11 protein-coding genes are annotated in these 12,884 nt (G+C 68.7%); 10 read left to right on the forward strand and 1 reads right to left on the reverse strand.

Annotated elements, in window-relative coordinates; translation table 11 throughout:
• Nucleotides 1-25: 25 nt before the first annotated feature.
• From WA670_RS27835 to WA670_RS27880, 10 genes are all read left to right on the forward strand, one after another.
• Entirely contained in the window at nucleotides 26-1,636 is a 1,611-nt protein-coding gene (locus WA670_RS27835; RefSeq protein ID WP_336159297.1) for a thiamine pyrophosphate-binding protein, read from the forward strand.
• A gap of 124 nt (nucleotides 1,637-1,760) precedes the next feature.
• Nucleotides 1,761-3,209: an aldehyde dehydrogenase family protein gene (locus tag WA670_RS27840; protein ID WP_336159298.1), complete on the forward strand. Its 1,449-nt coding sequence runs from the start codon at nucleotides 1,761-1,763 to the stop codon at nucleotides 3,207-3,209.
• Nucleotides 3,210-3,360: 151 nt separating this feature from the next.
• Nucleotides 3,361-4,815 (forward strand): 4-hydroxyphenylacetate 3-hydroxylase family protein, encoded by a 1,455-nt coding sequence (locus tag WA670_RS27845; RefSeq protein ID WP_238604709.1) that lies wholly within the window; start codon nucleotides 3,361-3,363, stop codon nucleotides 4,813-4,815.
• Nucleotides 4,816-4,832: 17 nt separating this feature from the next.
• Nucleotides 4,833-5,834, forward strand: coding sequence for an amidohydrolase family protein (locus tag WA670_RS27850; RefSeq protein WP_037817896.1), 1,002 nt, complete (start codon nucleotides 4,833-4,835; stop codon nucleotides 5,832-5,834).
• A 10-nt stretch (nucleotides 5,835-5,844) separates the two neighbouring features.
• Nucleotides 5,845-6,861 (forward strand): hypothetical protein, encoded by a 1,017-nt coding sequence (locus WA670_RS27855; RefSeq protein ID WP_336159299.1) that lies wholly within the window; start codon nucleotides 5,845-5,847, stop codon nucleotides 6,859-6,861.
• Between the two features lie 2 nt (nucleotides 6,862-6,863).
• Nucleotides 6,864-7,532 carry an RraA family protein gene (locus WA670_RS27860; RefSeq protein ID WP_336159300.1) on the forward strand — a complete coding sequence of 223 codons (669 nt, stop codon included), beginning with the start codon at nucleotides 6,864-6,866 and terminating at the stop codon, nucleotides 7,530-7,532.
• The gene (locus WA670_RS27865; RefSeq protein ID WP_336159301.1) at nucleotides 7,532-8,179 is read left to right on the forward strand and encodes an RraA family protein; all 648 of its coding nucleotides are present in this window, start codon (nucleotides 7,532-7,534) and stop codon (nucleotides 8,177-8,179) included. Before WA670_RS27860 ends, WA670_RS27865 begins: the two co-directional genes overlap by 1 nt.
• Nucleotides 8,176-8,814, forward strand: a complete 639-nt coding sequence (locus WA670_RS27870) for a 4-carboxy-4-hydroxy-2-oxoadipate aldolase/oxaloacetate decarboxylase (protein WP_336159302.1) — start codon at nucleotides 8,176-8,178, stop codon at nucleotides 8,812-8,814. The genes WA670_RS27865 and WA670_RS27870 overlap by 4 nt, the downstream gene beginning before the upstream one ends.
• 5 nt (nucleotides 8,815-8,819) lie before the next feature.
• On the forward strand, nucleotides 8,820-9,782 hold the full coding sequence (locus WA670_RS27875; protein ID WP_134664813.1) for a flavin reductase: 963 nt from the start codon (nucleotides 8,820-8,822) through the stop codon (nucleotides 9,780-9,782).
• Nucleotides 9,783-9,793: 11 nt separating this feature from the next.
• A complete protein-coding gene (locus WA670_RS27880; RefSeq protein ID WP_336159303.1) occupies nucleotides 9,794-11,404 on the forward strand; it encodes an FAD-dependent monooxygenase in 1,611 nt (536 codons plus the stop codon).
• 59 nt (nucleotides 11,405-11,463) lie between these two features.
• Here WA670_RS27880 and WA670_RS27885 read toward each other — a convergent pair whose 3' ends face one another.
• Nucleotides 11,464-12,840: an aldehyde dehydrogenase family protein gene (locus WA670_RS27885; RefSeq protein WP_336159304.1), complete on the reverse strand. Its 1,377-nt coding sequence runs from the start codon at nucleotides 12,838-12,840 to the stop codon at nucleotides 11,464-11,466.
• Nucleotides 12,841-12,884: the final 44 nt, after the last annotated feature.

A 12,884-nucleotide genomic window follows, 5' to 3' on the forward strand; every position in this document is an offset into this window, starting at 1 on the left:
CGGCGTGCTGCGTAACGTGCCGGGCATGACGGCTGCGGCGCGGTTGCTGGAAACCTTGGCGCAGTGGGGAGTCGAGCACGTCTTCTGCTGCCCCGGCACCAGCGAGATACCAGTGCTCGACGCTCTTGCCGCCCGGCGAGGCGGACCCGAGTTCGTGCTGACCACCCACGAAGCGATCTCGGTATCCATGGCCGACGGCTACGCGCGCGCCTCTGGTCGGATCGGCGTCGCCTACCTGCACACGAACGTCGGGGTCGCGAATGGCTTGGCGCATCTGTACGCGGCGCAGGTCGCGCGCAGCAGCGTCGCGGTTCTCGCGGGGATCAAGGGCACGGCGACGCTCCCGCACCGCGCGTTGACGACTTCGCCCCGGTTGCTCGAAACGGCCGCGCCGTACGTGGGCCATGCCTGGCAGAACCTCCGCGCCGAGGACCTGCTTGAAGATGTCAGCCGGACGCTGTGGCATACCACGGTCGTTCCGGAGCAACCGGCGATCCTCACCATCCCGCAAGACCATCTGGCCGCTGAACCCGGTGTCGCGCCTCCGGTCCGCCGGGGTGCGCGACAGGGCCCGGCCGCGGAGGCGGTCCGGCACGCGAGCGCGCTGCTCGACGCGGCGCGACGACCGGTGATCGTCGCGGGATCGGACGTCGCGCGGCGCAGGGCCGAGACGGACTTGGCGCGGTTGGCGGAGCGGCTCGGCGCGCCGGTGTTCGTGGAGTCCCGGCGCGACCTCGAGCGATGGTCCTTCCGCACGGATCATCCGCTGTACGCCGGATTGTTCGAGCCTCGCGCGCCGATGCTGGCGGAAGCGGACCTACTGGTGCTGGCGGGCATGCCGACCCCGCTGGAGTTCTCGGCCGAGGTCGCGGCGCTGCCGTCCGGCGTCCCGATCCTGCATCTCTCCGAGGACGCTGCTGAGCCTGGCCGTCGGTATGTCCCAGCCGGGGCGGTGGTCGGCGATACCGCGGCCGCGTTGCGCGGATTGGCCGACGGAGTCCGCGCGCCTTCGCGGAGCGAATGGCCTGCCCGGGTGCTCCAGGACAGCGAAAACCGGCGCGCTCGCTGGGCCGCGGAAGTGCCGTTGGATGGGGAATTCAGCGCCGCGGTGGCGATGCGCACCCTCGCCGACGTCATCGGCGGGGAACGTCTGCTGGTCCTCGACGCGGTCACCTCGACGCTGCCGTTGCTGCGGTTTCTGCAGCGCACGCGGGCGGATTCGCTGTTCGCCACCGCGAGCGGTTCGCTCGGCTGGGGAATGGGTGCCGCGGCAGGTGTGGCGATGGCGCGATGCGAGCGCGTGCTCGCGGTGGTCGGCGACGGCGTGGTCCAGTTCGGCGTGCCCGCGTTCTGGACCGTGGCACGCTACCGGCTGCCGGTGACATATCTCGTGGTGAACAACGGAAAGTACCAAGCCGTGGTCGCCGGGATGCGGAAAAGCAGCGGTGAGCGAGAGGAGTACCCGCTCACCGACATCAGCGGGGTGGAGATCGCCGCGCTGGCGACGGCGTTCGGCATCAAAGCGACGACGGTCGACGGAGCCGCCGGGCTGCGTGCCGCGCTCGCCGAGGACCCGGGGCCGGAGGACGGACCCCGGTTGATCGAGGTCCGCGTGAACGACCTGCTGTGGCAGTAGTTTCCGACACCGTGTCCAGTCGCGCGCGCGGGATTTGCGTCGCCGAGGCGATGAAGCGAGAGCTCGCGCCGACCTAGCATCGCGGCGATCTCCGCACCCGCACCAGGATTGGCAGGCGACGCACATGGCCCGGTGGGATCTCAGCGAGGCAGACGGGCATATCTACTCCGGCGGCTGGCGTACCGGAGGCGGCGGCACGCAACCGGTGGTCTCGCCGGGCGACGGCGGGAAAGTGGGTCTGGCCGGCATTGCCGACCAGCACGACGTCGAGCGGGCCGGAGCACGTGCCGCGCAAGCGCAGGCGGAGTGGAGCCGCGCGTCGTACCGCGAGCGGGCCGACGCCCTCACCCGGGCCGCGGACGCGTTGCGCGACCTCCGCGCCGACGTCGAGGACGTGCTCGTGCGCGAAAGCGGCTCGCTGCCCGCGAAAGCGAAGCACGAGGTCGACAAAGCGATCGACGAGCTGATCGCCGCGGCCGGACTGGTCACGATGTCGCAGGGCGATCTTCTCCCGGTGGAGGACCCGGCGACGCTGGGGCTGGCCCGGCGGATCCCGGTCGGCGTCGTCGGGGTGATCGCGCCCTGGAACGCGCCGTTGATGCTCGCCATGCGCTCGGTCGCGCCGGCGATCGCGCTGGGCAATGCGGTGCTGGTCAAGCCGGACGTGAAGACCGCGTTCTCCGGCGGTGCGGTGCTCGCGCGCATCTTCGAACAAGCCGGTCTGCCCGACGGCGTGCTGCACGTCCTGCCCGGCGGTGCGGCGACCGGCGAGGCTGTGGTGCGTTCGCCGCACACGAACGCGATCTCGTTCACCGGATCGTCCGCCGCCGGCCGCCGGGTCGGCGAGATCGCGGGCGGTCTGCTGAAACGGGTGGTGCTCGAACTCGGCGGCAACAACGCGTTCATTGTGCTGGCGGACGCGGATCTCGACCGCGCGGTGGCCGGTGGCACCGGCGGGACTTTCCGGCACCAAGGCCAGATCTGCATGGCGACCGGACGTCATCTGGTCCACGAAAGCGTCGCCGACGAATACGTCGCACGGCTCAAAGCGGCGGCCGAGAAACTGCGGCTCGGCGACCCGAAGGCGCCCGGGACGACGCTCGGCCCGCTGATCACGACCGCGCAGGCCCAGCGGGTGCACGGCATCGTCGAGGCCGCGGTCGCCGACGGCGCACGAGTCGTGCACGGGGCCACGCACGACGGCGCGTTCTACCAGCCGACCGTGCTCGACGGCGTGACAGTTGACAATGCAGCTTTCCGAAGTGAGATCTTTGGCCCGGTGGCACCGATAACCCGCTTCTCGACCGAGGAGGAAGCGCTCGAACTGGCCAACGCCACCGAATACGGCCTGTCCGCGGCGATCCACAGCCGCGACGTCGCGCGCGCCCTCGGTTTCGCCTCTCGCTTGCGCGCCGGGATGGTCGCCCTCAACGGCCAGACCATCTACGACGCCGCGCACATCCCGATGGGCGGCCTCGGCGCGTCCGGCAACGGCGGACGGCACGGCGGGCATTGGAATCTGGACGAGTTCACCTACTGGCAATGGGTGACGGTTCCGACGATCCAGTCTTGAGCGGTTCCGACACCGCGTCGGACTTTCCGACACGGTGTCGGACGCCCTCGGCGGAGATTCCCGCAGCGGACCGATTCTTCGGCGTCGCGATTTCCGTAGCTTCGAATCGTCGCCCGGTGCGGGCCCGTCACAGACAAAGGAGTCGGAGTACATGGACATTTCCGGTGCCACCGGGGCGCTCACCGGCGAGCAGTACACAAAGAGCCTGAACGACGGCCGCGAGGTCTGGCTGGACGGCAAGCGCATCGAGAACGTCGCGGAACACCCTGCGCTCAAGCCGACCGTCGACGAGTTCGCCCGGCTGCTCGACCTGCGGTTCGCCACTCCCGAGGGGCGGGCGGCGACCCTGTTCAAGTCCGAGGAGACCGGCAACGAGGTCAGCTACGCGTTTTCGCTGCCGAAGACGCCGGAGGAATTGCGCGCCAAATTCGCCGCGTCGGAATGGTGGATGCGGGAAAGCCTCGGGCAGCTCGGCCGTTCGCCCGACTTTATGTCGAATGTCGCCGCCGGTCTCGCCGATTACGCCGACGAACTCGACCAGAACCGCGAAGGGTTCGGCCAGAACGCCCGGGATTACCGCCGGTTCGCGATGGAGCACGACCTCGTCCTGACCCACGCGCTCGGCGACCCGCAGATCGACCGCAGCGCCAGCCCGCTCGACGACCCGGACCTCGCGCTGCGCGTGGTGGAGGAGCGCGAGGACGGCGTAATCCTGCGTGGTGCTAAGCAACTCGCCACCCTCGCACCGTTCTCCCACGAGGTACTGGTGTACCTCAACGGCGTCACCGCAGCGCGCGGAGCGGAAGACTTCGTCATCTGGTTCGCGCTGCCGATGAACACGCCGGGCCTCAAGATCCTGCTGCGCGAACCGCTCGGCGCGGCCGACAGCGGGCACTCGCATCCGCTCGGGAACCGGTACGACGAGCAGGACGCGATGCTGTTCTTCGACGACGTCTTCCTGCCGCGCGAACGCATCTTCCTGCTCGGCGACTCCCTGCGCGCGCTCAAGGGCCTCGGCCGGATCAACGTGTGGAGCCTGCAGAGCACGCACATCCGCTTCCTCGCCCGGATGAAGTTCTTCACGTCGGTCGCGAAGAAACTCGCGCACTCCATCGGCGTGGACACCTTCCGCGGCATCCAGGAACAGTTGGGCGAACTCATCTCCTACGTCCAGACGCTCGAACTGGCGATCAAGGGCGCCGAGGCGGACGCCGTCGTGACGCCGGGCGGGCACCTCGCCCCCAGCAATACCAACGGCGTCGGCTTCTGGTCGGCTGACATCTCAGCGCGGATGGTTCAGATCTTGCGCCAGGTCGCCGCGTCCGGGCTCATCATGCAGCCGACCGAAGCCGACCTGGCGAACCCGGAACTGCGCCCGTTCCTGGACCTCTACATGCGCGGCCACGACATCGGCGCGGCGGAGAAGGCGCGCCTGTTCCGGCTCGGCTGGGAACTCGCCGGCTCGAGTTTCGGGATGCGCCAGGAACTGTACGAGTACCTGCACCGCGGCGACCCCGGCGCGGGCCGCACCCGCCTGCTGCGCTTCTACGACACGTCGGCGACGGACGCGCGCGTCGACGAACTCATCAGCAAGCCGCTCGTCTGAGACGCAAGGAGCATCCCGTGATCATCGACGTCCACGGCCACATGTCCGCGCCGGACGCCTACTACGCCTGGAAAGCCTCGCTGCTCTCGCACCGCGGCGCGCACGGCGGCAAACCCCCGGCCATCAGCGACGACGCGCTCGCCGCCGCGTATCACCACCCGCACCCGAGCTTCGGCGACATCTCGCATCTCGCGCACCTCGACGGCGCCGGGATCGACCTGCAGATGATCTCGCCCCGCCCGTTCCAGATGATGCACAGCGAACGGCCGGCGAAGCTCGTGCAGTGGTTCACCGAGGAGACCAACAACCTCATCCATCGCGCGACCGAGCTGTTCCCCGGCCGGTTCAAGGGCGTCGCCGGGCTGCCGCAAAGCCCGGATCTGACGCCGCGGGACTGGACCGCCGAGCTGCGCCGCACGGTGACCGAACTCGGTTTCGTCGGCGCGATGCTCAACACCGACCCGTATGAGGGCACGGAAACCCCGCTCGCGCTCGGCGACCGGTACTGGTACCCGGTGTACGAGGTGCTGTGCGAACTCGACGTCCCGGTGCTGCTGCACGCGGCCGGATGCAAGCCGCCCGCGCGCGAGCCGTACAGCCTGCACTTCATCCAGGAAGAAACCATCGCGGTGTGGAGCCTCGTGAACTCCACCGTGCTGAAGGATTTCCCCGACCTCAAGGTGATCGTCTCGCACGGCGGCGGCGCGATCCCGTACCAGGTAGGCCGGTTCCTGCCGTCGGTGGTGCGCACCGGAGTGTCCTATCTGGACAAATTGCGCCGGCTGCACTTCGATTCGTGCCTCTACACCCAGGACAGCCTGGAACTGCTGATGAAGGTCGTCGGTACCGACCGGGTGCTGTTCGGCTCGGAGAAACCGGGCACCGGTTCGCAGATCGACCCCGAGACCGGGCGCTGGTTTGACGACATCCACCTGCTGATCGACGACATCGCCTGGCTCGGCGAAAAGGAGCGCGCCGACGTCCTCGAGAACAACGCCCGCGCGCTCTTCCAGCTCTGAGGGGGAGATCATGACCGAGATCGTCGCCGGGATCGGCACCTCGCACGGACCGCAGCTGAAGGCGCCACCGCCGCACGCCTGGGATACCAGAGGCACGGCAGACCGCGCCAGCAAAGGCTTGAAGTTCCGCGGCGAGACCTACCGCTACGAGGACCTGCGCGAGCTGCGGGAGGACTTCTCGCACGAGATCACTCCCGAGGTGATGGCGCGTCGCTGGGAAAGCTGCCAGCGGTCGATGGACCGGCTCGCGGAGTTCATCCGCACCCAGGACGTCGACGTCCTCGTCATCGTTTCCAGCGACCACAAGGAAACCTACGGCGACGAGTGGCTCGCCCCGTTCTCGGTGTTCTGGGGAGACGAGGTCGCGCACGTGCCGTTCACCCAGGCCCAACTCGACGCGATGGCCCCCGGCCTGGCCGAGGCGGCGACCGGCGACGTCCCGGACCGCACGATCATGCGGCCCACGCACCGCGCGCTCGGCAAGCACATCATCCAGTCCACCCAGGCCGAGAATTTCGACACCGGCGCGACCGAGGTCATCCCGGCCGGACGGTACGAGAACCACACCATCCCGCACGGCTTCGGGTTCATCTACCAGCGATTCCTCGGGCAGGAGTCGACGCTGCCGATGGTGCCGATCTTCATCAACACCTTCTGGGAGCCGAATCCGCCGGGCGCCAAACGCTGCTACGACTTCGGGCGCGCGGTCGGGCGGGCGATCCGGTCGTTCCCCGGCGGCCTGCGCGTCGGCGTCGTCGCTTCGGGCGGGCTCAGCCACTTCGTGATCGACGAGAAGCTGGACCAGGAGTTTCTCGAGGCGCTGCGGAACCACGATGCCGACTACCTTTCGTCCGTCCCGGCTGCCGAGATGCGGTCCGGCGCGTCGGAGCTGCGCAACTGGATCGCGGTCGCCGGGATCGCCGACGAGGCCGGTCTCGCCGTGACGAGCGTGGACTACGAGCCGTGCTACCGGACAGAAGCCGGTACCGGCAACGCGATGGGTTTCCTTACCTGGGAACGGAAGTGAGCATGTCTCCCGAAGAGATCATCTCCGCGCTGCGCGGGCTCGACAGCTGCGCGGTCTCCGACGCACTGGACACGCTCGGCCTGCCCGGCGCGGTCACCGCATTGAAACCGATGTGGCCCGTCGGCACCGTTCTGGCTGGCCGCGTGCGCACGGTCACCGCCGCGCCCAAAGCGACTGCGGGACCGGCGACGCACATCGCTACCCCGCTGGTCGCGATCACCGAGCCGGGCGACGTCGTGGTGATCGACAACCACGGCCGCACGGACGTGTCCTGCTGGGGCGGTCTGCTCGCCGAGGCCGCGGTCCGGCGCGGCGTGGCTGGCGTCATCGTGGACGGTGCCTGCCGCGACGTCCAGGAGAGCGAAGCGCTGAAGCTCCCGGTCTTCGCGCGCACGGCCGTTCCGGTCAGCGCGCGGGGCCGCATCGTGCAGGCCGCGATGGACGAGCGGATCCAGATCGCTGGTATCTCAGTTGCCCCGCAAGACTTTGTGCTCGCGGACGTGAACGGCGTCGTCTTCGTCGCCGCGGGAGACGCCGAGCGCGTTGTCGAACTCGCGCAGCGGATCGCTGATCGGGAAGCCCGCATGGCGGAGGCGGTCCGGTCCGGCCGTGACGTGCAGGAAGTCATGCACGATTCCCAATTCCCCTCAGTCACAGTGGAGCAGCGCTGATGTCTCTCCTCGACCGCTTCTCCGCGCTCGGCACCGCGACGGTGTCCGACGCCCTCGACAAGCTCAAGCGTCCGGGCAGCCTGCTCGGGCTCGCCCCGCTCGCGGACGGACAGCGCATGGTCGGCCGCGCGTTCACCGTGCGCTACGTCAGCGCGCAGGTCCCGGCGGGCACCGTCGGCGATTTCATCGACCAGGTCGAACCGGGGCAGGTGATCGTGCTCGACAACGACGGCCGGGTCGATTGCACGGTGTGGGGCGACATCCTGACCGCAGTAGCGCACCAGCGTGGTATCTCAGGCACGGTCATTGAAGGCGTCTGCCGCGACACGCACCGTGCGCTTTCCATCGGCTACCCGATCTACAGCCGCGGTCGCTTCATGCGCACCGGCAAGGACCGGGTCGAGGTGGCCGAGGAACGCGGGCCGGTGACGATCGGCGGCGTGACGGTGCGCCACGGCGACATCCTGCTCGGCGACTCGGACGGAGTCGTGGCGATCCCGCGGGATTGCGAGGACGACGTGCTGGAGGTCGCCGAGATGATCCATGCGCGCGAGGAAGCGATCCTCACCGCTGCGCTCGGCGGCGCGACGATCGCCGAAGCCCGCGCGAAGTACGGCTACCACGACCTGCAGCGGGCGGACGCATGACCACGTTGGCGGAAGACACCAAGGAACTGCTGACGCTCGGTACAGCCACGCTGTACGAGGCTTCCGGCCTCGACTGCTTCCTGGACCCCGCGTTCCGGCCAGCCTGGGACGGCGCGCAGCTGGTCGGCCGTGCGGTCCCGGTGTCGGCGCAGCTCGGCGACAACCTCGCACTGCACCACGGCATCGAAGCCGCCGGACCGGGTGACGTGCTCGTCGTCGACGCCGGTGGCGCGCCGTTCGGGTACTGGGGCGAGGTGATGGCGGTCGCGGCGCAGGCACGCGGCATCAACGGCCTGGTGATCGACGGCGGCGTCCGCGACACCCAGCAGCTCGCGTCGCTCGGGTTCCCGGCGTTCAGCACGGCGATCTCGATTCGCGGCACGATCAAGAACTGGCCGGGAACCGTCGGCCGCCCGATCACCTTGCGCGGCCGGGTGGTGCGCCGAGGCGACGTCGTCGTGGCCGACCGGGACGGGATCGTCGTGTTCCCGGCGGACGAGTACGACCGGGTTCTCGCCGCGTCCCGGGCCCGCGCTGAGAAGGAAGCGTCCTATCTGGACCGTCTTCGCGCCGGAGAGACCACTTTGGACGTCTACGACTTCCGCCAGCTCGGCGTTCCGGACGAGACGAGGTGAATCCCATGACCTCCGACCAGCAACGGATCGACAGTTTCCGCCAGGCCGCCGGACGGTTCGCTTCCGGGGTCACAGTGGTGACGACCGCGCTCGACGGGCACCTTTACGGGATCACCGCGACCTCGTTCGTTTCCCTTTCGCTGAACCCGCTTTTGGTGACGGTCTCGATCAATTCGCACAGCCCGATCCTTGACGAGATCCGCGCGAGCGGGGTGTTCGCGATCAATGTGCTCGGCCGTCATCAGCAGGACGTCTCCGCGTGTTTCGCGCGACGTGGACGCGGCCGGAGCAAGGAACGGTTCGACGAGGTCGAGACGCACACCGAGGCCACCGGCGCGCCAGTCGTCACTGGTGCGCTGAGCTGGTTCGACTGCACGGTGCACACGATGCTCGGCGGCGGCGACCACATCATCCTCGTCGGCGAGGTCGTTTCCGCGGGGGGTGGAACTGGGCAGCCGTTGCTGTATTGGTCCGGCGAATACCGTGAACTCAACACGGCGGAAGAGGCCGAGGCGGACATCGGCCGGATCGCGGATTCGCTGTCCATTCAACTGCATTTGCACGGGATGCGAACCGAACAGCTGCTGGAAGCGCAGCACGCGGTCGAACCCGCTGCCGCCGCACTCGCTGCGCGTGCCGCGGCTGACGACCAGGTCGCGCAATTGCGAGCGCTGGTCGAGGAATCGGAGAAACACGTCCACGACGCCAGCCGCTACAACCCCCTGTCGCTGGAATTCCATGCCCGGCTCGGTTTGCTCAGCGGGAATCCGGCGATCGCCGCGTCGGTCGGTGCGTTGAACCGTCCCAGGGAAAGCGTGTATGCCGTGCACACCAACGCTGAACGGGCTTCCCGCGCCGTCGACGCGCACCGCCGCATCCTTCAGGCCATTGAGGACCGTGACGAGGATGCGGCCCGCCGGTTGATGACTGAGCATCTTGGCGTGGTGGCACAAGGAATGCCGTGCTGAACGGAGAAACCATGGACGCAGACGTCCTCATCGTCGGTGCGGGTCCGGTCGGGCTGGTCGCCGCACTCGATCTGAGCAGTCGCGGCGTGTCGGTGATCGTCGTCGAGGAACGGGAGTTCCTGGAACCGCCGAACGTCAAATGCAACCACGTCGCCTCGCGCACCATGGAGAGTTTCCGGCGGCTAGGCATCGCGGCGGAGGTGCGCGCGGCCGGGTTGCCGCGCGACTACCCGCAGGACGTCGCGTTCCGGACCTCGCTGACCGGACGGGAACTGTCGCGCATCCCGATCCCAGCGAGCGGGGAGCGGTACACCTCCCGCGTCGGCCCCGACACGAGCTGGGCGACACCGGAACCGCCGCACCGGATCAACCAGACGTTCCTGGAGCCGATCCTCGCCCGGAACGCCGCTGCCGCCCCCGGCGTGACCCTGCTCAACCGCACCCGGTTCCACTCGGTGAGCCAGGACGAATCGTCCGTCTCGGCAGTCGTGTCCGACGGTTCGGGCGAACGCACCCTGCGCGCTCGGTACTTCATCGGCGCGGACGGCGGCCGTTCAGCGGTGCGCAAGCAGATCGGCGTGAAGCTCAGCGGTGATCCGGTGCTCCAGCACGTGCAGTCCACGTGCATCCGCGCGCCGAAGCTGTACTCGCTGATGTCCGCCGACGAACCGCGGGCGTGGGGCTACTACACGTTCAACTCACGCCGCGTCGGGCACGTGTATGCGATCGACGGCACGGAAACGTTCCTCGTGCACACCTACCTTGCCTCGGAGGGCGAGGTGGTCGACCGAGACGAAGCGATCCGCGCGATCCTCGGCGTGGACGAGTCTTTCGAGTACGACGTGGTGTCCAAAGAGGACTGGGTCGCCCGGCGGCTGCTCGCCGACCGGTTCCGCGACCGGCGGGTGTTCCTCGCCGGGGACGCTTCACACCTGTGGGTGCCGTTCGCCGGATTCGGGATGAACGCGGGCATCGCGGACGTGCTCAACCTGACCTGGCTGCTCGGCGCGCGTCTCGCCGGCTGGGCGGAGGAAGGGATCCTGGCCGCCTACGAGGCCGAGCGACGGCCGATCACCGAACAGGTGTCGCACTTCGCGATGAACCACCAGCGGAAGCTCGCCCGCCCGGGGCTCCCCGCCGAACTCGAAGACGACACCCCCGCCGGTGCGGTCGCGCGCTCGTCGTTCGGTGCCGCGGTACGGGCGTTGAACGAGCCGCAGTTCGCCGCCGCAGGGCTGAATTACGGCTACGCGTATCACGATTCCCCGATCATCGCCTACGACGGCGAGGAAGCGCCGGGTTACACGATGGGCAGCTACACACCGTCCACTGTGCCCGGTTGCCGTGCCCCGCACTTCACGCTGGCGGACGGATCCTCGCTGTACGACCATTTCTCGCCCGGCTACACGGTAATTGCTGGGCGAGGGGTTGATATCTCAGTGCTGACCGGTGAAGCGGCACGGCGAGGTATCCCAATCGCGGCCGTTGAAGTGGACACGCTCCCGGACGAATATGTCTGTCCCCTCACGGTGGTGCGTCAGGATCAAACTGTGGTGTGGCGAGGTGCTCCGCCTGATCGGGCGGCTGCGGCCGAGTTGTGGGAAAAGCTTCGCGGCGCTTGACCCCCGGCCCACAGTGAAGGCCTCCTCGAGGAAATCCCTCAAGGAGGCCTTCACTGGTTTCACCGGCGGATGATTTTGCTGGCTGCCATGGCTTTCAGGCCTTCTACGCCGAACTCCAGCCCGTAGCCGGACGACTTCGTGCCGCCGAAGGGGATCGCCGGATCGACGCCGCCGTGCTGGTTGATCCAGACGGTGCCCGCCTCCAGTCGCTGCGCCACCGCGTCGACCTCGTTCGCGTCCGCACCCCACACCGAAGCGCCCAGCCCCTGGTCGGTGCCGTTGGCGCGGCGCACCGCGTCGTCCACTTCGGAGTACCGGATCACCGGCAGCACCGGTCCGAACTGCTCCTCGTCGACGACCGCGGCACCGTCCTCGACGTCCGCGATGATCGTCGGCCGGTAGAACAGCGGCCCCAGTTCCGTCGCCGGGGTGCCACCGGTGACGACGCGGGCACCGCGTGCCCGGGCCTCCTCGACCAGTCGGGAGACGATCTCGAACTGCGCGGGATTCTGCACCGGCCCGAGCCGGTTCGCCTTGTCCTGCCCCGGTCCCATCGGTGCCTTCTCGGCGCGTTCGGCCAGCGCGGAGACGACGTCGTCATAGATCGATTCGTGCACGTAAAGCCGTTTGAGCGCGGCGCACACCTGGCCGGTGTTCATGAAAGCCGCCCAGAACAGCTTGTCCGCGACGGCGTCGACGTCCGTGCCGGGCAGCACGATCGCCGCGTCGTTCCCGCCCAGTTCCAGGGTGAGCCGGGCGAGGTTGCCTGCCGAGCTTTCGACGATCCGGCGGCCGGTCGCGGTCGAACCGGTGAACACGATCTTGGCGATCCTCGGATGCGCGGCCAGCGCGGCACCGACCTCGCGATCGCCGGAAACCGCGGTCAGCACGTCCGCGGGGAGGTGACGGCGGAAGATCTCCGCCAGCGCGAGCACGCTCAACGGCGTGTTCTCGGAAGGTTTCAGCACCACCGTGTTTCCCATGCGCAGCGCCGGCGCGACGTGCCACACCGCGATCATCACCGGGAAGTTCCACGGGCCGATCGACGCGACGACGCCGAGCGGGACGTAATGCTGTTCCGCGCCGCCGGGCAGCGACTGCGGTTCGAGCACCGTGTCCGCCGCGGACCGGAGCCAGTGCGCGGCGCCGTGCGCCTCGCCGGCACCACCGGCTTTTCCTTGCTCCGCAGTGATGATCTCGCCGAGTTCTTCGGCGTGCGCGTCGATGTCGTCCGCGATGACGTGCAGGATGCGCGACCGTTCAGCGTGTCCCAGCGCCGCCCAGGACGGTTGTGCCTCGGCCGCGGCGGCGATCGCGGCGTTGAGCTGGTCGACCGTGTGCACCGGTGCGTGGCCGACGACTTCCCGGGTCGCGGCGTCCAGGATCGGCCGTCCGCGGTCGTCGGAGACCGAGACGGTGGTCAGCAGTGCGTTCATGCGGGACCCTTCCGTAAAAGTTCACATTGAATATAGTCAATTGG

The organism is Amycolatopsis sp. VC5-11, from assembly GCF_037034185.1.
Lineage (GTDB): Bacteria > Actinomycetota > Actinomycetes > Mycobacteriales > Pseudonocardiaceae > Amycolatopsis > Amycolatopsis nivea.

Bases quoted from the DNA above. Each gene is read 5' to 3' on its own strand.
- WA670_RS27835 (WP_336159297.1), top strand. From the start codon at position 26: ATGACGGCTGCGGCGCGGTTGCTGGAAACCTTGGCGCAGTGGGGAGTC.
- WA670_RS27865 (WP_336159301.1), top strand. From the start codon at position 7,532: ATGTCTCTCCTCGACCGCTTCTCCGCGCTCGGCACCGCGACGGTGTCC.
- WA670_RS27860 (WP_336159300.1), top strand. From the start codon at position 6,864: ATGTCTCCCGAAGAGATCATCTCCGCGCTGCGCGGGCTCGACAGCTGC.
- WA670_RS27875 (WP_134664813.1), top strand. From the start codon at position 8,820: ATGACCTCCGACCAGCAACGGATCGACAGTTTCCGCCAGGCCGCCGGA.
- WA670_RS27885 (WP_336159304.1), bottom strand. From the start codon at position 12,840: ATGAACGCACTGCTGACCACCGTCTCGGTCTCCGACGACCGCGGACGG.
- WA670_RS27870 (WP_336159302.1), top strand. From the start codon at position 8,176: ATGACCACGTTGGCGGAAGACACCAAGGAACTGCTGACGCTCGGTACA.
- WA670_RS27855 (WP_336159299.1), top strand. From the start codon at position 5,845: ATGACCGAGATCGTCGCCGGGATCGGCACCTCGCACGGACCGCAGCTG.
- WA670_RS27845 (WP_238604709.1), top strand. From the start codon at position 3,361: ATGGACATTTCCGGTGCCACCGGGGCGCTCACCGGCGAGCAGTACACA.
- WA670_RS27880 (WP_336159303.1), top strand. From the start codon at position 9,794: ATGGACGCAGACGTCCTCATCGTCGGTGCGGGTCCGGTCGGGCTGGTC.
- WA670_RS27840 (WP_336159298.1), top strand. From the start codon at position 1,761: ATGGCCCGGTGGGATCTCAGCGAGGCAGACGGGCATATCTACTCCGGC.